At 60.9% G+C, this 23,145-nt stretch carries 13 protein-coding genes; 8 read left to right on the top strand and 5 right to left on the bottom strand.

Annotated features, from left to right (window positions below; translation table 11 throughout):
- Nucleotides 1–2 precede the first annotated feature (2 nt).
- The 4 genes from Q0887_RS08325 to Q0887_RS08310 form a co-directional block, all read right to left on the bottom strand.
- Nucleotides 3–1,091, bottom strand: coding sequence for an ABC transporter ATP-binding protein (locus tag Q0887_RS08325; protein WP_299193925.1), 1,089 nt, complete (start codon nucleotides 1,089–1,091; stop codon nucleotides 3–5).
- Between the two features lie 178 nt (nucleotides 1,092–1,269).
- Complete coding sequence (locus tag Q0887_RS08320; protein ID WP_299193924.1) at nucleotides 1,270–5,079, bottom strand: GMC family oxidoreductase N-terminal domain-containing protein; 3,810 nt, start codon at nucleotides 5,077–5,079, stop codon at nucleotides 1,270–1,272.
- Entirely contained in the window at nucleotides 5,076–6,512 is a 1,437-nt protein-coding gene (locus Q0887_RS08315) for a metallophosphoesterase (RefSeq protein WP_299193922.1), read from the bottom strand. Before Q0887_RS08315 ends, Q0887_RS08320 begins: the two co-directional genes overlap by 4 nt.
- On the bottom strand, nucleotides 6,509–7,759 hold the full coding sequence (locus Q0887_RS08310; protein WP_299193921.1) for a serine hydrolase domain-containing protein: 1,251 nt from the start codon (nucleotides 7,757–7,759) through the stop codon (nucleotides 6,509–6,511). Before Q0887_RS08310 ends, Q0887_RS08315 begins: the two co-directional genes overlap by 4 nt.
- A 337-nt stretch (nucleotides 7,760–8,096) precedes the next feature.
- On the opposite strand from Q0887_RS08310, the gene Q0887_RS08305 reads away from it, so the two are divergent.
- The 3 genes from Q0887_RS08305 to Q0887_RS08295 all read left to right on the top strand — a co-directional run bounded on the left by Q0887_RS08305 (nucleotide 8,097) and on the right by Q0887_RS08295 (nucleotide 13,602).
- Nucleotides 8,097–9,314, top strand: coding sequence for a GGDEF domain-containing protein (locus tag Q0887_RS08305; RefSeq protein WP_299193920.1), 1,218 nt, complete (start codon nucleotides 8,097–8,099; stop codon nucleotides 9,312–9,314).
- Between the two features lie 295 nt (nucleotides 9,315–9,609).
- The gene (locus tag Q0887_RS08300) at nucleotides 9,610–10,848 is read left to right on the top strand and encodes an alpha/beta fold hydrolase (protein WP_299193918.1); all 1,239 of its coding nucleotides are present in this window, start codon (nucleotides 9,610–9,612) and stop codon (nucleotides 10,846–10,848) included.
- Nucleotides 10,849–11,028: 180 nt separating this feature from the next.
- A complete protein-coding gene (locus Q0887_RS08295; protein WP_299193916.1) occupies nucleotides 11,029–13,602 on the top strand; it encodes a TonB-dependent receptor in 2,574 nt (857 codons plus the stop codon).
- Between the two features lie 86 nt (nucleotides 13,603–13,688).
- Here Q0887_RS08295 and Q0887_RS08290 read toward each other — a convergent pair whose 3' ends face one another.
- Nucleotides 13,689–14,843: a glutathione S-transferase C-terminal domain-containing protein gene (locus Q0887_RS08290; protein ID WP_299193914.1), complete on the bottom strand. Its 1,155-nt coding sequence runs from the start codon at nucleotides 14,841–14,843 to the stop codon at nucleotides 13,689–13,691.
- Between the two features lie 227 nt (nucleotides 14,844–15,070).
- Between Q0887_RS08290 and Q0887_RS08285 the strand changes: the two genes are divergently transcribed.
- The 5 genes from Q0887_RS08285 to Q0887_RS08265 all read left to right on the top strand — a co-directional run bounded on the left by Q0887_RS08285 (nucleotide 15,071) and on the right by Q0887_RS08265 (nucleotide 23,141).
- Nucleotides 15,071–16,393, top strand: a complete 1,323-nt coding sequence (locus Q0887_RS08285) for a TolC family protein (protein WP_299193913.1) — start codon at nucleotides 15,071–15,073, stop codon at nucleotides 16,391–16,393.
- A gap of 10 nt (nucleotides 16,394–16,403) precedes the next feature.
- Nucleotides 16,404–18,521: an ATP-binding cassette domain-containing protein gene (locus Q0887_RS08280; protein ID WP_299193911.1), complete on the top strand. Its 2,118-nt coding sequence runs from the start codon at nucleotides 16,404–16,406 to the stop codon at nucleotides 18,519–18,521.
- Nucleotides 18,518–19,672: an HlyD family efflux transporter periplasmic adaptor subunit gene (locus Q0887_RS08275; RefSeq protein WP_299193909.1), complete on the top strand. Its 1,155-nt coding sequence runs from the start codon at nucleotides 18,518–18,520 to the stop codon at nucleotides 19,670–19,672. The genes Q0887_RS08280 and Q0887_RS08275 overlap by 4 nt, the downstream gene beginning before the upstream one ends.
- A gap of 293 nt (nucleotides 19,673–19,965) precedes the next feature.
- Entirely contained in the window at nucleotides 19,966–20,295 is a 330-nt protein-coding gene (locus Q0887_RS08270; RefSeq protein ID WP_299193907.1) for a hypothetical protein, read from the top strand.
- A gap of 32 nt (nucleotides 20,296–20,327) precedes the next feature.
- Nucleotides 20,328–23,141, top strand: a complete 2,814-nt coding sequence (locus tag Q0887_RS08265; protein WP_299193905.1) for a M10 family metallopeptidase C-terminal domain-containing protein — start codon at nucleotides 20,328–20,330, stop codon at nucleotides 23,139–23,141.
- Nucleotides 23,142–23,145 lie beyond the last annotated feature (4 nt).

Raw genomic sequence — 23,145 nt, 5'->3', positions numbered from 1 at the left:
GTCTAAGCGCTCACCGCCGCGACCGGCTTGCCCACCAGCGTGCCATCCGCGCCGAAATAGAGGATGTGCTGCGGGTCGAGCGAAACGGAAAGGGATTGCCCGATCTCGAATGCGTGAACCCCCGGAACCAATCCGATCCACCTTTCGCCCGCCGCATCCACATGGACATAGGTTTCGGAGCCGGTCAGCTCTGTCACAGTCAGCGTCGCATCGAATGTCAGATGGTCCGCCGCGCCTACGCCTGTTGCAAGCTGGTGTGCACGAAAACCAGCGCGGTATTCTCCGTCTGGCAATCCCGCCAAGTCTGCGCCCGCCTTGGCCGACTGCCCGCCGGGGAAGTGGATCACTGCGCCATCCTTGCGCACAGCGACAAAGTTCATCGGTGGGTCCGAATAGACGCTTGCAGTGATCGCGTCTGCGGGTCTGCGATACACCTCTGCGGCAGAGCCGAATTGCGTCACGCGCCCCTCCCACATGGTCGCGGTGTTTCCGCCCAGCAGCAGGGCCTCTTCCGGCTCGGTCGTCGCATAGACGAAGATGCTGCCCGATGCGGCGAAGAGGCGCGGGATTTCCGCTCTCAGCTCCTCGCGCAATTTGTAGTCCAGATTGGCCAGCGGCTCGTCCATCAGGACAAGGCCGACATCCTTCGCCAGCGCCCGCGCAATCGCGCAGCGTTGCTGCTGGCCGCCCGAAATCTCGCTGGGCTTGCGGTCAAGGATCGCGGTGAGCTGCAACAGCTCGGCCATCTCCTGAACGCGCGCGTCGATCTCTGCCCTCGATTTGCGGCGCAGTTTCAACGGCGAAGCGATGTTGTCGTACACGCTCATCGCGGGATAATTGACGAATTGCTGGTAGACCATCGCGATGTCGCGGTCCTGCACGCGCATGCCGGTGACATCGTTTCCGTCCCAGAAAACCTTGCCAGCATCCGGCTTGTCGAGCCCCGCCATCAGCCGCATCAGCGAAGTCTTGCCCGCCAGCGTCGGGCCGAGCAGCACATTCATCGTGCCCTTTTGCAGCTCCAGATCGACTGGATGGATATGCGGCGCGCCATCGACCGACTTCGCAATGCCTTGCAATCGCAGGCTCATAGTGCGCGTTTCGAATAGCTATTTTGCAACTCGCCCACCCTCTGCTCCGCTGCGCCGCCCGCACTGCGAGTGCGAGATCGAGCGGCAAGCATTAAAATGGCGGACCCTTATGGCAAGGTCTTTCGGCCCGCCGCCCCCGCCTTTTGCAGATCGGGAGCGGCGGTCCAGTGCTTGAGTGTCAAGCGCTGGCGCGGTGTTCGCCCGTGTCGCTTTGCTGATCGAGCCGCTCCAGCTCTTCCAGAATGCGCGGGGTCACATCGCGGTGCGCATTGCGGCCGATGAACAGGTCCATATGGCCGTAATCGGGGATGATCCGCTGGCGATAGAACGCGCTGCCATTGTGCTCCGACAGCCAGACCCGCGTGCGTTGCCCGCTTTCGGGGTAGAAGATCTGGTTGGTCGCGCCCGACAGGAAGGTGATCGGCAAGGCCAGCCGCCTTGCCGCATCCTCATCGGTATAGACCGGCTTGCCATCCGCATTGACGGCCAGCCCCTTGCGCATGATGTCCTGCAATTGCTTGAAGGGCGAGAGCGACACGCGGCTGAACATGCTGCCCAGCGCGAGGTGGGTGTCATGGCCCAGCTGGCGGTGATCCCAGCTCGGGCCGAACACGCCAAAGACGCGGCGGCAGGTCGGGTTCTTGCAAGCCTGGCCCTCGGGCACGGGTATCTGATAGGCAATCGCGTCGATCTCATTGTCAGCCTCGCTGCCCTGGCTGACAAAATCCATGTGTCCGTCGAGCAGCGAAATCTGCCCGAGCGTGTCCGCCACACCCAGATCGGCCTTCATATAGTTGAGCCAGTCAGTCACAGGATGCAGGGTCAATTGCGAGCTGATGAGTGATCGCACATGGCTGACCCAGCCCGCGCCGATACCCATGAGAAGGCTCATCGAACCGACACAATGCGCGATGGCCTGAACGCTGTCAGCGCCGGTTACGCTGCGGATTTTCTCGACTGCGGCAGGCCAGTCATAACGGGCAATGTCGTCAATGCAGAATTCGGGTGGACGCTCGGCATCATTGCCTGAATCTGCGCTGGCACGATAGTCGAACAACCACACGTCATAGCCTTGCGCGACAAGGCTTTCGGTGAGGTTTTCATCAACCGTCGGCGTGGCAAAACTCGATGCGCGCACCGAGAAACCCGGGGCGAGCACAAGCGGTCCTCGCGAGCCGCCCCGGTACCGGGTGAGGCCGATATTCACGCCGTCGCCGGTCGGGACTACATGGCGCTCCGCCGAAGGCAGGCGCATGGTGCGCGACGTCAGCAGAGCCGCATCTTTGCTTGCAAAATCGTTGAGTGTGGCCAGCATCCCGCCATAGGCGCGGAACACGGTCATCGCGAAGAAACCGGCATATTTCGCCATGAAATATGTCTCGATCGCAGTCTTGGCTTTCGGGATCAGATTGATGACATGGCCCACCAGCGTATCGGCATCGTGGATGGTGATAGTAGTGAGCTGACGCATGAATTCGTCAATGCCGAGCTTCAGCACGCCGCGCCCAATCAGCTCGCCGTCCTTGTCACCATGCCGGAGCGTCACAAATAGCGTCGTGAGGTCGGTCCAGGGGTCCGAATTGCCACGTTGTTCCAAGGTCTTGAAGCCGTGGAAATGCACCGGACCGTCCGGGCCATCGAGTACCATGTCGTAGAGCATGGTCCAGCTTTCGGCCCGTTCAGGATTGGCGACCAGCAGGCGGAATGTGCCCTCGCGCACCGGCAGCGGGTCGGGCGCAATTGAACTGACCAGAACTTCGCCGGTGATGCGCGAGTGGTGCTCGCTCTGTTCGAGCATGCGGTGAAGGTTGTCGGTCGTGACCGTCAGTCGGAAGCTGCATTCGCTTCCTTCCGACTGCCCCCATGCCGCGCCGTTGGTGTAGTCATCGCGGATGCGCTCGACATGGCCGCAGGGGCGGTGGTGGCAACCGGTGGCGCTGATATGGCCCGCCATTGTCTCGGTGAAGGCCATGCCGGGGCTCATGGCCTCCGGATGGGTTTTGACAAGCTCGCGGATGGCCGCTTTGCCTTCGCCAATCGCACCGCTCTTGAAGTGTTCAGCGGCCTGCGACACGGCATCGGCGACCGGTCCGATGGCGTGGCCGCCGACCCATTTGGCGATGCCGAGCTTGAGGTGATCCTTGCGCGGAACCTCGTGCGAATCTTCGGCAGCAGCTTCGACCTCTTCGACCTTTTCAGGCAGTTGGGCTTCCTTGCCGAGCGAATAGTCGATGCTCCAGCCTTCGCGCTGGGCGAGCTTCTCGACCGCGCGTTCGGCCACAGCAGTGATCGTGAGGAGCGGATTGACGCCGACTGCGCCCGGTATCGCCGCACCGTCGCAGACATAGAGGCCTTCATGGACATCACTGCCGCTGTTTCCGGCATAGACTCGGCAAGCATCATCGACGACCCCGGAAGAGGCATCGTCGCCCATTCCGCACCCGCCGATCGGGTGAACCGTGATCAGCTTTTGACCCATCGGTTCTGACCAGAGCGGGTCGGAGAAGTACTGCGCTTCAATCGCTTCGGCAGCTTCGCGCATTTTGTCGTCATCGCGGCGATAGGTGCGCTGATTGCCCGCATCCGCCCACTGGATCGAGATGCGATCATCTTCGAGCGCCAAGCGCCCGCCGGAATCATCCACGCTCATCACCAGATAGGTCAGCGTGCGCGCCATCGGGCCTTTGTAAGCCCATTCGGCGATGCTGCCGGGATCAGTCTGCACCGCTTCGCCCATGGCTTTTGCGTCGAGCAGGCGCGGTTTGACTTGATCGAAGCCGAAGCGGGTGAACCCGTCAGCGAGCGCTTCGCCAAAGAAAAAGGCTGGGCCCAATGCTCCAGCGAGGATGCCGGGGGCAACGCCTTCTTCGATCACCAACCCCTTGGACGGATCGTCGGCATCGCGCATGTCGATAACGCCAGTGATGCAGGGGCCGGGATAAGCCTCCTCGCCAACATCATTGGCGCCGATACCCATCGCGTAGATCGGGTCGGCGGTAACGTCCTCGCCGTCCTTCTTCGACTTGAAGTAGCTATCATAGGCGAAGCCGAGCGCGTCGCCATTGCCGGAGAAGCTCTCGCCGAGCCGGTCCGACAAGGAGAGCCCCTTTGCGCGCGATCTGAGCAGGATTTCGGTCGAGCCAATCGCGCCTGCGCCGAGCACGACATGGTCGGCGCTGATGCTGATCGGAGCGCCCGACGCGTCCTCGCCATTATGCTCGACATGGACCCGCCAGACATCGCCATCGCGTTCGATCCAGAGCACTTTGGCCTGCGTGAATATCTCCGCGCCGTGATTGGCGGCGTCGGGGAGGTAATTCATCAGCGTCGTGTTCTTCGCGCCCACATTGCAGCCCGATGTGCAGTCGCCGCAATTGGTGCAGGCGGGTTGGGGCACGCCGAACTTGTTGGTCTTGTCCTCAAACGTGACGTTGATCGGGGTCTTGTAGAAGCGCTTGTCCATCGCCTTGGCCGAGTGCTCGAGTGCTTCGAGTTTGCCGAGGGCAGGGCGGGTTTCGGGATAGACATTGGGCGACAGCATCTCGCGCGCCCGCTCGTAGTAAGTGTCAATTGCATGCGGATCGTCGCGAAACGCAGCGGGCCAATGCTCGAGGCTCAGCAGCCGCTTGTCCAGCTCCAGCGAGACATTGGCGTTGATCAGCGAAGTGCCGCCAAGACCGCATCCGACCAGCGCATATTGATCGTCATTCACATGCACTTCGAACAGCGCATCTCCCGATCCGATCCGGCCGCCTTTGACGTTGAACTGCATCGCGCTCTGCGCGTCGGCGATTTTGCTGGGATATTCGCCGGGCAGCATTTCCTTGCCGCGTTCCAGAATGCAGACATCCTGACCTGCGCGGGCGAGCCGCGAGGCGGCGACACCTGCGCCATAGCCCGAGCCGACAACCAGCACGGTGTAGTGAGATTTCGCCTGACCCAGGCTGCGAGCGATGCGTTTTTGTCCGTATGGATTGGCCATGTTCATTCTGCCGCCTCCCGCAGCTCTTCATTGGATGCTTCGAGCAAATGCCGGGTGCGCTTGTCCGCTTCCTCGACGATGCGTTCGTGGACGATATTTGAGAAATCCGTCCAGTGAGCGCTGGCGCGGCTGACCGCCTCGGCTGTTTCGTCGGCGAGGCGGTTGGCCCGCCCGCTGCCTTCAACGCGCACGGGTGCCATTGTGCCATCGGTCGGATCGTTGAACAGGCGCAGCGAAGCGACTTCCAATTCATCGGAAACCAGCATCGCCGCGCAGCCCTGGACCGGCATCAAAGTCGGCTCGTCGAGCACCCAGCCGCCGGTGTTGAAGATGCCGACAGGCACGTCGAAGCCATCGACCAAAAGCTCGTCCTGAAACGGCTTGTGCGTGTGGCCGAAGACGAACGACAATTCGCGCGGCACATCGCCCAATTCCTGCCGCATCTGATGCGCCATCGGCGTGCCTAGATACCAGCCAATATCCGCGATCTCCTCCTCGCCCAGCACATGGCCATAGCCATCGCGCTGGCGCTCCGCCGCGCGTCCTGCGGTGAGGTCGACTGCGGCGCGGATGAGATTGTCGAGAGTGACGCCGTATTTGAGCGGCATCTTCGGATTGATACCAAGCTTCGCGTGAAGCCCGCCGGTGATCCGGCGCGCGATGCCTTCAGCAAAGTCATGGCTCGCGCCCGCGCTCAGCATCGTGCCGTAGAGCGAGCCAACCTCACTGCCCACTTCACCGGCACTGCCGAGATCGGACCAGAGAAAGTCGATCCACGGGCCGTTTTCCTGCTCCAGCTGGCGCATGGTTGCAGGGCGCGCTTCGCCGTCTTCGAGGAATCCGCGCACATTGGACAGCGCGCGGTACATGCCGTCGAGATAATGGCCGTGATGCATGACGACTGCACGGCCGCTTTGCTGATCGGCGATGCCCCAGTTGGGGTAAGCAATCTTGACCGAAGCATCGTGCAGATGCGGGCGGTGCAGCAGCAGCGATTCCATCAGGCGGCAGCGATGCGAAGGCGTGCCGAAGATATCGGTCACCGAATCCAGATCGCCCGGGATTTTCCCGCTTTCGAGCTGCGTCAGAAAGCCGTTATCCTGCGCGATCCGCCACAGATGATGGTCGTGATTGCCCGCGATATAAATGATCTCGCGGTTGAAAAGGTCCGGGCCACCGGCGGGAAAGCAGGCGTCGAGCAGTTGCAGAAAGCTCTTCGACACATCGCCAAAAGGTGACAGGCCAAGGTCCAGCGCATCGCCAAGCAGGACAAGCTGCGGGCGCTCCTGATCGCCCAAAGTTTCACGCAGGCCATTGGCAAAGGCGGCCAGCACTTCGGATGGCCCCTCTGCGATAGCGCCGTCGCCATGGACATGGGTTAGCAGGCTGTCGCGCGCGCCCAGATGGAGGTCGGATAGAACGACGTGACGAATGCTCATGAGCGGTTCTCCAGACAAGCGTAAAAGGCATCGCGGACCAGTTTCTCGCGCGGGTCATCCCACTTGCCGGTGCCGAGTTTGTTGGTGATCCATGCGTAAGCGAGCCCGTCTTCCGGGTCGCAAAAGGCGAGCGAGCCGCCGACCGCAAAGCTGCCGAATGCGCTGTGTGTGCGGGCATATTCCCATTCGCTGAAGGGCTTTTCGAAGCCGTAGGAATAATACATGTCGGCGGTCAGAACCTGATCTTTCAGACCCTTGCACGGGTAGGAATGCCCTTTGGAAAGGGTGGCCATGACTTCAGGCGTGACGCCCAGTTTTTCGCCGCCTTCAGCAAAGGCGTAATACAATGCGGCAAGGCCGCGCGCAGAGGCCATTCCGCCCGCTGCGCCTTGCCCGACCCGCCAGAACGCCTCGTTATCGAGCGCTCCGGGTCCGGCGAGCACCAGCGGGTTGTTGAGAGTGCGGAAGGCCAGAGTCTCAGGCAGGCACATCTCGAATGTGAGCGGCCATGGCATGGTTGTGTGGTGGATGAAGAGATCCGCCATGCCGAACCCGTCGATCCGCGCGATCCGGCTGCGGTCGAATGTGTCGGGAAGGCCGACGAAGACGTCTTGTCCCAGCGGGCCCGCGATTTCCTCGGCAAAGAATTGCGGCAGGCGGCGTCCGGCCGGATCGCGACGATGGATCAGTTCACTGGCAATCCAGCCCAGCGTATAGGCGTGGTTCCCCGAATAGTCGCCGGGCGTCCAGTTGGGTTTCTGCGCTGCAATGGCGGCGCAGATCGCTTCCTCATCGCCGATATTGTCGAGCGTGAGTTTGAAGTCGATTGCTGCCAGTCCCGCCTGCTCGGACAGAGCCTCGCCAACGGTAACGGCCCCCTTGCCGTGGGCTGCAAATTCGGGCCAGATGTCGGCCACCGGCTCGTCATAGGAAAACAGACCGCGCGATACCGCGACCGCGGCCGCCATGCCGGTAAGGCCTTTGGTGAGCGAATAGACGAGCGCGATGTCGCTCTCGTTCCAGCGATTGGAGCGGGAGGTGTCTTTCCAGCCGCCATGCAGATCGACCAATGTCTCGCCGTGATGGATGATCGTGCAAGCCGCACCCAAAGCCTCGCCGGAAAGGATGGAGGCCTGAAACGCATGGGCGACCGGCTCAAAACCTTCCGCGACATAGCCGCCGGTTGGAGAAGCTTCATCGAAGTTTTCCGATGATGAATGAGAAGAAACTCGACCCCGAAACTGCATTGTGCGCCCCCTGCTAAGCGCCGCTAAAGTAGCTTTGGCACTTCGGGGCATCGGTCTAAAGAATAATGGTTAATACGTGGTTAGTTGGGGAAAACTGTTCTCGAAAATCGCCACCTATAAGGTCAAAATAGTTTACTTTACTGACCAGTTGGGTTGCGCGGTCCAATCGCCCCTCAACTACACTACCCTCGGGCAATGTTGCATTTTTCGCCGTTGATTGGCCCAGTCGCGCTCGGTTTGTGCAAATGGCGGATTACGTCCATTACCATAGTGGAACGCCTAAAGGTGGTCTTAACCTTATTGCCCTATCCGGCAGTGACGGGAGATCGACGGGTCAATGCAGACGCAGATACTAGGACTGGTAACACCGCTGATGGCGCTGTTTTTTGCAGCTGCGTTTGTGGTGCTTTGGCGAGTGGGACGCATGAAGCGCCACGTGCTTGGTTTTGGTATTGCCTTCGCGCTGTCTGCTATTGGCTATCTCGTCACCCATTTTACGCCCGCCGATGCGCCTTACGTCTTTCACGCAACGCAGGTTTTTTACAGCCTGGGTTCGGTTGTGATGATTGCTTCGGTTTGCGAACGCGCCGGGCAGCGGCTGCATCTGGGCAGCATGGCTTTTGTATATGTCGTCACCGCGCTCGTTCTGGGGGTCGCGGTAAGCTTTTCTGACGATGTCGCCTCGCGCCTGATCATCGTCAATATGGGCTATGGAGTGATGTTTGCGATGGGTGTGACCACCCTGCTTACTGCTCCGCGCCGGACAGTCATCGACTTGTTGATCATTGCGGTGATGGTGTTTCAGGCGGCCGATTTTCTGATCCGCCCGACGCTGACCTTGCTGTTTGAACAATCGATCCCTGCGGCGGCCTACCGGGAATCGCTCTATTATTCGCTGATCGGGCTGGTTCTTGCGGTGAAGGGCATCACCAACGCGCTGGTGCTGATCGGGGCAACCATTGTGGAATGGACCAACAGCCTGCGCGAAAGCAGCGAACGCGATGTGCTCACCAAATTGCACAACCGTGCCTCGTTCGAAGACGTTATGCGCGACCTTCTACCGCGCGCACAAACCGAAGGGCGCCCGCTTAGTCTGGTGGTCGCCGATATCGACCACTTCAAACAGGTGAACGATATCTGGGGGCATCAGGCCGGCGATCTGGCGCTTGCAGGATTTGGCGAACTTATCGGCAAGATGGTGCGCGGATGCGACACGGCAGGCCGGGTGGGCGGCGAGGAGTTTTGTATCGCGGTCTGGAACTGCGAAAACGCGCCCGCGCATCGCCTGGCCGAGCGGATCAGGCAGTCCTTTGCCGCGCTCGAACATGACGGCCTCAACGATGATATCCGCCTCACGGCAAGCTTTGGCGTGGCGACAGCGCGTGACGGCGAAACTTACGAGCATCTCTTCTCGCGGGCTGACCAAGCGCTTTACCGCGCCAAATCAAGTGGCCGTGACCGGGTTGAAAACGCCGAGGAACGGCGTTTGGAAGAGGCGCTGGTCGATGCCAAGCCAAACCTCATCGACGTGAAGCGCGCGGCTGCTGGCCGGTAGGCCACCGCAAAGTTTTGCAGTCCGGCATCTGGCCAGAGCGCCCCTGCAACCAATCCCCGCGCGCGGCTTCCATCTCAAATTTTATCTTCGGTGCATCCGTTTGCGTTGCCGCTGCGTAGCTCTCTCCCAGAACCCGTCCAGACCGGTTCAACCTCGGGGCAGGGCGCTCATTGAACCCCATGCGTCCGGCCCCAATTTGCCTGGTCCGAGCTGGTCTCGAATCCAGCGCCTGCTTGCCAAGCTAATTGATCCCGCCCTATCTGCAGCTTTCAATCGGATGCTGGAAACTTGGGGAATGGGCGAGATGAAGCGGATCGGAATTTGGGCTGGATTATTCGCAATTGGCTTGGCCGGATGCTCTGCTGAAGAGCAATATGATCCCCATACAATCGGCGACAGCACACTTTCCGAATTCTACGAATATTCTGATGCTCTGCCTGACCAGCCGGGACAATTGCTGCGGCAAGAACCGCTGGAGGCCAAGCAATCGCTCGACAATGCGGCGGTAAATGTGCGGCTGCTCTATTCTTCGACCGAAGGGCTGGAGGGCGAAGCGATCGTGCCGGTTTCCGGCGTGCTTTACCTGCCCGACGGAGAAGCTCCCGAAGGCGGATGGCCGCTGATGGCATGGACCCACGGCACAGTCGGGATCGCCGATATTTGCGCGCCTTCCTATAATGGACGTCAGTCGCAGGATGAGGATTACATCAACCGCTTCCTCGCAGAAGGGTATGCGGTGGTCGCCTCCGATTATCAGGGGCTGGGGACCAAAGGCACGCACCCCTATCTTGCAACGCAGGCTGCTTCGCACAGCAATCTCGACATCATTCGCGCGGTGACCGGCGGCGAGTTTCCGGTTGGCAAGCGGGTGGTGCTGTTTGGCCAATCGCAAGGGGCAGGTGCCGCGATTGCCAGCGCGGATTACGCTGCCACTTACGCGCCCGAGATCGACATTGCCGGTGTGCTCGCGACCGGCGCGCCCTATCTGTCGCCGCGTGTGGTCGCCGCGATGGAGCGGCTTCAGCAGCCGGACCGGATTGATCCGCTGCTCGGCTACACATTCCTCGGCATGACACTGGTCGAGCAAGTCGATCCGCAGTTCCGCATGCGCGACTATATCACAGATGAGGCTTGGCCGATTGCGAGCCGGGTCAAGGATGCCTGCTATGCCGAAATCAAGGATCTGGTGGTCGAGGCTGAGCTGACCCGCGCGATGTCATTCTCGCAATCTCCCAATGATGCCATGCGTCAGGGCTTTGCGCTGATGGGCTATCCTACCCTAAACATCACAGCGCCGATCTTCCTCGGCACAGGCGGACTTGATCGCGACACGCCGCCGGCAATGCAGGCGAGCCTGATGCAAGACCTTTGCGAAGCGGGCAGCCGTGTGACAGCGCATTACTATCCCGATCTCGACCACCGTGCGGTGGTTCCCCATTCGCCGGTCGACAGCATTCCCTTTGTCAAAGCGGCGTTTGAAGGGGCCGATCTGCCGGGCAATTGCGACGCGATCCCGATACCGCTCACGCAATAATCTGTCCGTTTGGGATGTTGCGCCGGTGCCACTTATTCGCGCCATGGAGCGTTTGCGCAGCATTGTGAGGTGGCGCGAAAGGGTCGGCCCGCATTGACAATGAAATTGGCGCTCCATATGCCGGTACCTACAGGCGCGAGAGACGCCGATTTTATGGAGGGGTATATGCGGCAGATCCGCTTGAATTCATTTAACTTTGGCAGCTCGAAGATCGCACTGGCCAGCGCAGTTGGTCTCGGCCTTGCAGCGATGCCCGGCATGGCGCAGGCGCAAACGAGTGATGCGGATGAAGCGGTCCAGACCGATGACAGCGTCATTATCGTGACGGCGACCCGCCGCGCGCAGGACGTGCAAGACATTCCTCTGGCTGTGACCGCAGTCAGCCCGGCAGAGCTGGAGCGGCAGGCGGTCGTCAACGTGACTCAAGTCAGTCAGGTCAGCCCGAGTTTCTCCAGCTCCAACGCGCAAAATTCGGGCGGTACGGTCGTGCTGCGAATTCGCGGCGTGGGCACGACCTCCAACAATATCGGATTTGAAAGCGCGGTCGGTGTTTTCATCGACGGCGCCTATCAGTCGCGCCCCGCTGTCGCTCTGTCAGAGTTTGTCGATGTCGAGCGGCTTGAGGTTCTTCGCGGACCGCAGGGCACTCTGTTCGGCCGCAACACTTCGGCTGGTGCGCTTAACATCACCACACGGCGTCCCGATCTCAACGAATTCGGCGGCTTCGTGAATGCCAGTTACGGCAATTATGACATGTATTCGGTGCAGGGCGCAGTGAATGCGCCGCTGGTGCAGGATACTTTGGCTGCGCGCTTTAGCGGTGCCTATCGCAAGCGCGACGGCTTTGTTCGCGTGATCGACGAAAGCGGCGAGATTGGCCGGACCAACGAGATCGACCAGTTCCTCGTTCGCGGTCAGCTTGGCTATGAAAGCGAAGGCGGCATCCGCGCCCGTTTCATCTTCGATTATTCGGAAGTGAACGGCAATTGCTGTGCGCCGGTCGAAGTGCTCAAGTCACCGCTGGAAACCGGCGGAGTATTTGGACTCGCTGGCCTCGGTCTGGCGGGCGGACAGCTTGTTCCGGCGGCTACCACGCCCAACAACAATCAAGAACTGGATGCCGCGCTCGACGGTCTGACCGCTTCGCAGACCTTCGCGCAGACCAGCAATCTCGATCAATGGGGTGCTTCGCTGGAGCTGGAAATCCCGCTCGGCGATGCAGCTGACCTTATCTATATCGGCTCCTATCGCGACTTCCATTCGGAGAGCGATTCAGATTCCGACTTCACCACGCTCGACCTGTTCGAAACCGGCCGTGGCCCTGCAGGCGTTGCTGACGGAACTGACATCACCACGATGACGCACGAACTGCGCATTCAGGGTGAAGCGCTCGGTGGCAGCCTCGAATGGCTGGTCGGTGCTTACTATTCCGATGAGGAAATCGACTCGACCGCCTTTGCATCGCTTGGTTCGCAATGGGACCAGTTTGTTGGCGCGTTGCTGCTTCCTTCGACAGGCGGAGTGTTCGGTCCGGCTCCACTTTCTCTGTTCTCTGGCGGCGCAAGTCCTACCGGCACAAGCTCGACCAACCGCTTTGTTCAGGAAAGCGAGAGCTGGTCGGTCTTCACCCACAACACGCTCGAAATCGCGGACGGCTTCAAAGCCACGATCGGCCTGCGCTATTCGGATGAAAGCAAAGATGGCGCATTTGAGCAGCTTGCTTCCAACCCCGGCGCATGTTCCGGCATTGTGAGCAATATTCTAGGCGCTCCCCAAAACGGTGCTCCGTCGATCCCGGGCGCGTTGGTGCCGACGATCCTGATCACCGGCTGCTTCCCGTTCGTTGCGCCGGCGGATCTGCCTGCGTCGGCCTTCCTCCCACTGCCGCGCTCATTCGATGGCACGTTCAACGATAGCGAGCTGATCTATACCGGTAAGCTGGCCTATGAATTTGCCGCTCCGGTGAATGTCTATGCCAGCTTCACCCACGGCTATAAGTCGGGGGGTTTCAACCTTGATGCGACCGCTGCGATTGGCGGCGCGGATCCGCGCTTCGCTTCGGAAGAGGTCGATGCCTACGAAATCGGCATGAAGGCGCGTCTGCTCGACAATGCCGTGACGCTGAATGTCGCGCTGTTCCACGAAGAATTCTCGAACTTCCAGGTTCTCGAATTCACTGGAGCGCAGTTCCAGACCTTCAACGTGCCCAAGGCGGAATCGACCGGCTTCGAAATCGAATCCCAGATCCGTCCGAGCCGCGAGCTCAACATCAATCTGGGTGTGACCTACACCGATGCCGAATATCCAGGCGATTGCGCCACGCAGGCAGACGCTCTGCGGGTTCAGAACCTGTGCGGCGCTCCGCTGACCAACGCTCCGCAGATCGTTGGTATCATGGGTGCGACATGGACGAAGGAGATCAATGACGATCTGCAATTCGTCCTCAACGGTCAGGTCCGTATGGAGGATGATCGCCGGACGTCGACGCAGCCTTCGACCCCGCCAACCACACCTGCTCAGCTGGGCAACACGCCGCTGCTGCCGTTCGACATTCAGGACAGCAACACCAAGATCAATCTGCGCGCCGGTATCGGCCAGATCGATGGCGGCTGGGGTATCGAGGCCTGGGTGACGAACCTCACCGACGAAGTGACGCGCGGTGTGACATTCAGCACCACGCTGCGCAGCGGTTCGCGTTCGGCCTTCCCGCAAGAGCCGCGCATGTACGGCATCACGCTTCGCGGAGAGTTCTAAGAACGCTTCTGAAGCTAAGTGAAAGAATTGAGGGCGGTGACTTCGGTCGCCGCCCCTTTTCTTTGTCTGCGATCGTGAGCTGGCTCTTAAACCGCCGCGCCCCACACTTCCTGATTGTCCTTACGCTCGATCCGCCGCGCGGTGCGCAGGCTCAGCATCGGTGCGAGGCCGTGCTTGTCAAAGAGCGTGTTGATCGCGGCCTGATCGGAGGCTGACTGGCGCTCCACTGCATCCTGCAAGCGTTGCAGCAGCCAAAAGCGATAGGGGATCACGACAGTCGCAATCGAGGCACCGCGCCAATTGAAAGGCGCTAGGCCGATGCCGCTCTTCATCGACTTGTTGTTGGTCGGTGATCCGGTTTCGATCTCGCCATGTTCGCCAAGCCACGCATTGGTGTGCTCGACATGGGCGCTGATCTCGCCAAGGTAATCCTCGGCAATGAATTCCATGATCGCCGTCAGAGTGCCGGGAAGATCAGCACCTGCAAACAGCGCATCACCCGCATTGGCCACGCGCGCATCCACGAACGTCTCCGCCATGTTCATCCGTTCGACCCAGCGGAACACGCTGGGCGCTGTGGTCTGCATCAGGTGAAGCGGTGCGGGGTCGCGGCCCAGATGCGCATACATCGCCCCGATCAACCCGTAATCGGCAATGGTCGGATGTCCGCCTAGGATGAAGGGGTGGGTGCGCAGATGCCGCTCCATCAGCGCGAGGAACTGCTGGTAGCTTTCCTCCACCAGAGCGTAGGTATCGGGATTGACGCCGAACAATTGCGCGGCCTTGCGCATCCGCCCACTGGCATGGAGAAACGCGGCTTCCTCAGCCTCTTCGGGCAGGCCGGTAGGCAGCACATCGCGGAAAGTGTCGCGCAGGAAAGGGAGATTCACATCATCGAAATTCCAGCGGTAATGCATCGCGGCGCGCAGCAATCCGTGTGATCCGAACAATTCGAACAGATGCGCGACAGCGAGCACATGCGGGTCATCTGGATAGATCGGGTGCTTGCTAAAGCCAGCGCCATCGAGGTGGTCGATAATATCCGCGCCATCCTGAATGATCGCGCCGTCTGGTGTCTCGACCACAGGAATGATCCAGCGCCTGATCTGCGGGACGATCGTGCCGGTGAACTCCTCGCTCCCCGCCTTCACCTCGGTAAAGGGCACCGCGTTGACGCGCATGTAAGACCGCGCCCGTGCGGTGTAGAGAGAGCCTGCCATGCCGTAGAGGGTGTAAGTCAAGATGCGGCTCCGTCGCTGGGTTCGAATTTGGGGAGTGTTATGGCACTATCCATGCAAATTTCCCAAGTCAATTGACCCAAAGCGTCACGCAGCCGCCTTTCAGCCGCCCGCAGCGGGTGCGCGGCCAAAGGCGAGAATGGTTGCAAAACTCGCGCGCCCTCCCTTAGTGCAGCAGAGTGCATCCAAGAACCGCATCTTTTTGCCCCCAAATTCAGGCAGCTGGCGCCATGCCCAAGGCAGCCACTTCGATGATGCGCGTCTGTGCTGGCCTTTGCGCTGCTCTCGCGCTTGGCTTGGGACTTTCTCCCGCGACCGCGTCGGCAGAGCAATACGGACCGGTTGCCGATCCGGTGATCGATGCACCGCTTCAACCTGCGCCGGAAGGGATTCCCGAGCCACTGGCTGAGGCCGTCGCGCGCGCGCTGGAGCAAAGCCCGCTGGTGCTGGGCGGACTTGCCGAACTGGCCGCGCTCCAATCCGATCTGCGCACAGCGCGCTGGCAGCGCTATCCCAGCCTGTCGGCTGAAATCCTCGCGACAACCGGCGGCTCGAATGTCGCCGATGCGGACGGGCTTGCGGTCAATCTCGCGCTCGAACAGCCGATTTGGTCGGGCGGAGGGATTGGTAGCCAGATCGACGCCGCGCGCTTCAACCGCGATGTCGGACGCAACTCGCTGCGTGAGGTGCGTGCCAATATCCAGCTTGCGATCATCAGCTCCTATTTTGACGCTCTGCGCGCATTCGAGCGGGTTCGGGTGCTCGAAGATGGCATTGCCGAGCATCGCGCGCTGGTCGAACGGATCGAGAGGCGAGTTGTCGCAGAAGTCTCGCCGCTCGCTGATCTCACGCTTGCCCGCTCGCGGCTTGTGCAGCTCGAGGTTGAACTGACAACAGCGCGCGAACTGGGCGCGAACGCGATGCTGCGTCTAGCCGAATTCGTCGGCAGTGATGTTCCTACGCCGGTCTTCCCCGAGGGAGATATCACACAGGGCCTGCCGGTCGAGGTTATCGCCTTTCAGGAAATGATGTCCTGCGCGCCCGGCATGGACCGGCTGCGCAGCGAAATCGACGTTGCCGAAGCGCAGGTGCGCACCACCCGCAGCGGCTTGTTCCCGCAGCTCCTCCTGCAACTTTCGCAAAACGAGATCACCGGAGCACGCGCCGCCATCGTCTTGCGCGCGCAGACCGGCAATGGCCTCTCGCGCCTCTCCGCCGTCGACAGCGCGGAGGCTCGGGTCGATCAGGCGGTGGCAGAGCTGGGACAGGCCGACCGCGAAGCGCGCACGCGGCTCAGCGGTGAATATGTGATCCTGCGCAGCAGCAAGCTTCGCGAGGACGCGGGCAGGCAGGCGAGCGATGCGGCGAGGTCACTGCTCGCCAGTTATCAGCGCCAGTTCGTTGCCGGACGCCGCAGCTGGCTCGACGTGCTCAACGCCGCGCGCGAAATGACCAGCGCCAATGTCGCCGAAAGCGATGCGCGGGTGAGCGCGGCGGCCAGCGCGACCCGTATTCTCGCCCTGACCTGTCGCTGGCGGCCAGCTGGTGTATAGGGCGGGCGCGATGGCACATTCCGACCTTCTTCCCGCTCTTGAGCTTTACGCTCGCACTCGCCGCACAGCGCTTGCCCCGCAGTGGGATGCAGAGCTGCGCGAGATGGATCTGGGCGAGGGCGTCGAAGCGCTGGAAACGGTGCGGGTGTCGCTCGATTGGGAGCGCCCGCATATCATCGCCGGACGCCCGCAACCTGATGAATTCCCGCTGCTTGTCCATGATCCCGACCAAGGATGGGCCGTGGCGCTGCAATGGATCGCGGAGGACCGGCTCGCGCTGGTCGGCGGGTCCGCGACGCTCGAATGGAGCGAGGACCAGACCTATTTCGCGCTCACCATCCCCGATCCGCTGCGTGAAGGCGATGTCAGCGCGTTCGGCATCTTTGCCAGCGCGATCAAGAAGCGCAGCCGCGTGCTGGTGATCGCAGGGATAGCGACTGTCTTTGCCAATATCCTGACGCTCGCGACGTCGCTTTACGCGATGCAGCTCTATGACCGGGTAATCCCGCTGGCGAGCTTCGAGACATTGTTTGTGCTCACCGCCGGTGTGCTTTTCGCGCTCATTCTCGACCTGACGCTGCGGAGCCTGCGCGCGATCCTGATCGAGGCCGAGGCGCAGAATATCGACAAGGAAGTGTCCGAGTTCTTCTTCGCCCGCGCGCAGGCCATACGCCTCGATGCGCGCCCGCAGGGGATCGGCACGATGGCGGCGCAGATACAGGGGCAGGAGCAAATCCGCCAGGTCATGTCGGCCAGCTCGCTCTTCGTCTTTGCCGATTTGCCCTTTGCGATCTTCTTCATCGTGGTCATTGCCTTTATCGGCGGTAGTCTGGCGCTGGTGCCGATCATCAGCCTGCCGATTGCGCTGCTGATGGCGCTGGGCCTCGCGCGGATCATCCGCAACGGGGCGGAACGCTCGCAAGTCACCGGGAACCAGAAAAACGGCATGCTGGTCGAGATGCTCGACGCGTCCGAGACGGTGAAGGCCAATCTGGGTGGGTGGCAGATGATCAGCCGATGGAACCGCCTGATCCGCGATGTGCATCACTACGAAGACCCGGTGAAGCGTGCCTCGGCCGTCTCCGGTTCGGTCTTCTCCAGCCTCCAGCAAGGCACTTATGTCGCGGTCATGGGCTTTGGCGCATACCTCGCCGCGACCGGGCAAATCACGACTGGCGGACTGCTGGCCTGTTCGATCATTGTCGGGCGGATCAACGGCCCGCTGATCGCGCAGCTGCCCAATCTGATCGTCCAATGGGGCTATGCGCGCTCCTCTCTAAAGGCGCTCGACAGCCTGCTGCAATATCCGGTCGAGCGCACTTCGGCGAGCGGCGGACTTCGTCCTGAGGTGGTTCGCGGGCCGATCTTGGTCAGGAATGCGAGCTTTGCCTATGGCGACGCGCCGCCCGCGCTCGAAGTCGATGCACTGGATATCAAGCCGGGTGAGCGGGTCGCGATTGTTGGCGGCGTGGGTGCGGGTAAATCGACTTTGCTCAAAGTGCTCGCGGGGCTCTATTCGCCGAAAAGCGGCTCGGTTTCTGTGGGCGGCTATGACCTTGGCCAGATCGCCGAGGATGTGGCGCGGCGACAGATCGGATACCTTTCACAAAATGCCCGGCTTGTCCGCGGTAGCCTGCGCGACAGCCTGACGATGGGGCTGGGGCATATCGCCGATGACGACCTCATCAACACTGCGAAAGCAACCGGCTTGGAGGCTTTGTTCGCAGAGCAGCAGCGCGGGCTCGATACTGTGGTGCAAGAGGGCGGAGCAGGCCTCTCGGGCGGTCAGCGCGCGCTGGTCGGGCTGAACCGGCTCATCCATCTTTCGCCGACCATCTGGCTGCTCGACGAGCCGACAGCGGCGCTCGATTCAGGCAGCGAGAAGGCCGCGCTCGACGCGCTTGAGAATGCTCTGGGCAAGGACGACATCCTGATGCTCGCCACGCATAAACTGCAACTGATCGAGCGCTTCACCCGCGTCATCGTGATGTCGCAGGGGCGCATTATGGGGACCGAACCGGCGTCTGAATTCATGCGTAAGATGCGCGAACGCAGCGGCGCTGGCAGGCCTCCGCAGGGCGTGCCCGGAGCCGTCACCACCCAGATACGCAAGGGCAAAAAACCATGAACCGGTTCCTGCGCCCCGCCTCGCTCATCATCATCACGATCTCGGTTCTATTGGTCGGTTTCATTGGCTGGGCGCATTGGGCCGAGCTGGATCAGGTGACGCGCGCGCCGGGTAAGGTTGTGCCCTTCGCCCGCGTCCAGATCGTGCAGAGCGAGCAGGATGGCGCGATCTCGACAATTGCGGTGCGCGAAGGCGAAACGGTCAGCGCTGGCCAGCTGCTGGTCGAACTCGACGCGGTCCAGCTCGAGGCGCGGCTGCGTGAGGAACGCTTGCAGGTTGCCGCGCTGGAAAGCCGCATGGCGCGCATCAATGCAGAGCTTTTCGACCGCGCGCTCACATTCCCGCAATCGCTCGCCGACTTCCCCGAATTTACCGCGAACCAGCGCCAATTGTTCCAGCGCCGCCGCGCGGCCCTGCGCTCCGAAGTGGCGACTTTGACCGAGCTGGCAAACCTCCAGCAGCAAGAGCTCGATCTTAATCTACCCCTTCTCGAAACCGGCGATGTCGCGCGCTCGGAGATTATCCGGATGCAGCGCACCGTGGTGGAAACGCGCGGGCGGATTTCGAATGTGCGCTCTGACTATATCCGCGATCTTCAGACCGAATTTGCCCAGACCGAGGAAGAGCTTGCTACCTCGCGCCAGCAGCTCGCCCGCGCCGAAGACAGCTTGCGCGCTGCGACCCTGCGCGCGCCCACGGACGGCGTGGTCAAGAATGTCCGCTTCACGACCATTGGCGGGGTCGTCCGCGCAGGCGAGGAAGTGCTCCAGATCGTGCCGGTGGGAGAGAGGCTCATCATCGAAACCCGCGTGCCTCCGCGTGACATTGCCTTTGTCAAGGTCGGCCAGAGCGCACGGGTGAATTTCGAAGCCTATGACAATGCGATCTATGGCTCGGCCACCGGCAATGTCGTCTTTGTCAGTCCTGACACGATCACTGAACAGGCCGAAGACGGGTCAAGCGACACCTATTACCGCGTCAATCTGGAAGTCGATACGGCCAGCATGCGCGAAGTGCCCGGTCGTGAGCTTATCAGCCTCCAGCCCGGCATGACTGCGACAGCGGAAATCCTGACCGGAAAATCGACCGTCTGGGCCTATCTGACCAAGCCGATACTGCGCACCGTTTCGGATTCGATGCAGGAACGATAGGGCCACGCAGGATCAGATTCCCCGCTTTGGAAACTTGAAAGCGGAGTTGTTCGGATGGCGCTGGTAAGCGCTTTTTTCCGATGATGCGTGCACAGAACGGGCGGCACTGGCTTTCCTGATCGGTGCGAAACGGGCTAAAACGCACGGGTTAACCAAATGCAGACCGCACTTGGTAACGGCCCGGACACTAGCATTCGGGCCTCGACAAAAGGATATGGTTGCCCGTCATGCGCGGCATAGAGCTATTTTCGGTTCCCACCTCGGTTCTTGCAGCGTCATTGCAAGCGGCCTGCATGACTGGTCCTGCCGTGCAGGAATGTGAGGTTCAGGGCGCGCAATATCTCGGCTCGGACACGACCTCAGAGGAGGTTTGCGCGCTGTTTCAGCAGAGCCTCTCCAGCGCGCTTGGAGATGGGGCGGACAGCGCCAACTTGTCGATTTCGCTCGATATTCGTATGAATGGCACCATCGATGCCTATGTCGCAGATGAAAAAGGTGCATCCGTAACCCCCTATCCCAGCGTATCTATCGATGTGATGGACCGCGCGCTAAATCGCGGCGATGTGGAGCAGCTTGCCCAAGCGGTTGCACAAGCTATGAAAATACAGACCAACCAGAGCTGACCCTAATCGGCCAAACTAGAGAGTGACTGCCCGTGTTTAGAGACCCTCAATCCGCCGCCAACTTCGACAATTGGGCTCCGGCTAATGACCGTATCGATAGCGTGATCGCCATCGAAGACGTTCTCAAGAACGCGGTCCATACACACTCATGCGCCTGCCTGGCCTGCCATGGCAGCGATTACGCTGAAAAAGCTGGTGGTTTCACAGCGGTAATCGGCAGCGGCGCGGAAGCCGAAGATACGGCGGCAACAACTGCGACGACCCAGTCGATCACTCCCGGCGGATTTCTCATCGACGAGATCGACACAGCCGGCGACCACGACTGGTTCCGCATCACGCTGGAAGCGGGCGAAACCTACACATTCTCGACCTATCTGCTGGGCCTACGCGACAGTGTGCTGACGCTGCGCGATGCTGACGGCAACGCGATCGCATCGAATGATGATGCCAACACCAATGCGCGGCTGCTCTATTCCGAGATTACCTTCACCGCGACCACGGCGGGTGATTACTTCCTCGACGTCAGCGGCTTTTCGACGTCGACAGGGCGCTATGTGATCTCCAGCTCGCGTCCGGTGGATGACGCGGTGGCAGGTGACGCGACAACGACGGCGAGCCTGACGATCGACGCCGCCAACCCGACCGCGGGGCAGCTCGACCAAACCGGGGACCGCGACTGGTACGAAGTCACTTTGCAGGCGGGCGAGATTTACGAATTCACCACCTCGGCGACGGGCGGCAGCAACGATGTCGACACCACGCTAACCCTGCGTACCGCGTCGGGCGATGTGGTTGCCTATAATGACGACAGCTCGGGCACCTATTCGGGCATTCGTTTCACCGCCAGCGAGAGCGGCACCTACTATCTCGATGTAGGTGGCTGGGCTGACGGGGAGCAGGGCGACTATCAGGTAACTGCGGTTATCGGAGAGCCTCTGCGCGAATATTCCAACGACGAAATCGCCTCGCAGCTGCTCTACGGCTCGGACGGCAATGTTGCGAATTTGCGCCGTTTTGACGCGGGCGAAGGCGATACTATCACGGTCAATATCACGACCCTGAATGCGGTTGGCCAATTGCTCGCGCGTGAATCGCTGGCGCTCTGGACCGATGTGACCGGGATCATCTTTCAGGAAGTAACCGGTTCAGCGCAGATCACCTTCCAGGACACCGAGGAAGGCGCCTTTGCAACCTCGCAGCGTTCGGGCAATTTCATCACCAGCGCGACAGTGAATGTCTCGACTGACTGGCTCACTACGCAGGGCACCACGCTCGATAGCTATTCCTTCCAGACCTATATTCACGAGATCGGTCACGCACTCGGCCTGCGCCATGGCGGCAATTACAATGGCGATGCGAGCTACAATCAGGACGCGCTCTATCTAAACGATAGCTGGGCCACGACGGTGATGAGCTATTTCAGCCAGAGCGCGAACACCTTCTTCGCCGATCAAGGCTTTAGCCGCGTCTTTGCGGTCACTCCGATGATCGCCGATATTGTTGCGATTGAGCTGGCCTATGGCGCGGTGACGACCACCCGCACGGGCGACAACACTTATGGTGTCGGCAATGATACGGGCCGTCTGACCTATGGTGTCGGGGATGAGGCGACCAACAGCCAGGGCAATCTGCTGGCCTTCGTTATCATCGACAATGGCGGGATCGATACGCTCAACTATTCGACCTTCTCCGCCGCCCAGAGGATCAACCTCAATGCCGAGGCATTCTCCAATGTTGGCGGCAGCACCGGCAATATGAGCATTGCGCGCGGCACTGTCATCGAGAACGCGATTGGCGGCAGCGGCGCTGACGAGTTGATCGGGAACGGCGTCGCCAACATCCTCACCGGCGGCCTCGGCAACGATGCGCTCGACGGCGGCAGCAACGTCGACACGGCGGTGTTCTCTGGCAACATGGCCGACTACACGGTCACTCAGACCTCGACCGGGGTGTTCCAGATTTCAGGCCCCGACGGCGTTGATACTCTGACCGCGATCGAGTTTGCGCAGTTTGACGACCAGATGCTCCGCCTGCTTCCCGGCACCGGCGTCAGCGTCAACTTCTCCAGCGGCGATCCAGCCGACTATGCTGCGGCGATGGAGTTGATCCGCGACTTTGACGGCAACGATCTGGGCGGCGACGGGTCGTGGCGGCATATTGGCAGCATCGACATCAACGGCGATGGCGATGCCGACCAAGTGCTCGTCAACGGAGCAATCGGCCGCTTTGCAACCGTTGCGACCGGCCCCGATGGCCTTGTCTATTTCGACGATCACAGCTGGGCGGGCGAGACGCGCGTTGTTGGCATCTATATCGATCCGCTGGTGGAAAGCGGCGACGTGGTTGCAGGCAGCGACTTTGACAGTCAGCGCCGGTTCCAGAACGATCTCCAGATCAACAATATCAACGGTGTGCTGGGCGCGGATGACTATGACGGTGACGGCGTGTGGGAAGTCTATTTCTCGCTGACCGACGGTACCGCTTACCTGCGCGCGCTGATGCATGCGGACGGCAATATCCGCTATGCTAATTACCAGTCCGAGCAGCAGGTGCGTGATTACCTCACCTCCAACGGCTATGATGACAGCACGTTCGGCAGCTGGTTCTCCAGCAGCTCGCAGAGCGCAAACGCCACCGACAGCGTGACCTTCGTGTCTGCCATCGACGATGAGGGTGCGGACAAGCAGGCTAAACCTGAACCGGTCGCTGCCGAGCTGATCGACTTCGCTGGGCTTGCCGCCGGTTTCCTGACCGAGGGCGACGAAATGGAGATGATGATGGCCAGCCGCCCCATGGATCACCAGTTGCGCCCCTTCGACGAGGTGCACGCCGAGTTCTTCGGGTAGGCCC

It is taken from the genome of uncultured Erythrobacter sp. (assembly GCF_947492365.1).
In the GTDB taxonomy this organism is placed as follows: Bacteria; Pseudomonadota; Alphaproteobacteria; order Sphingomonadales; family Sphingomonadaceae; genus Erythrobacter.
The sequence above is the reverse complement of the archived record's forward strand: the minus strand, read 5'-3'. Positions and strand labels throughout refer to the sequence as shown.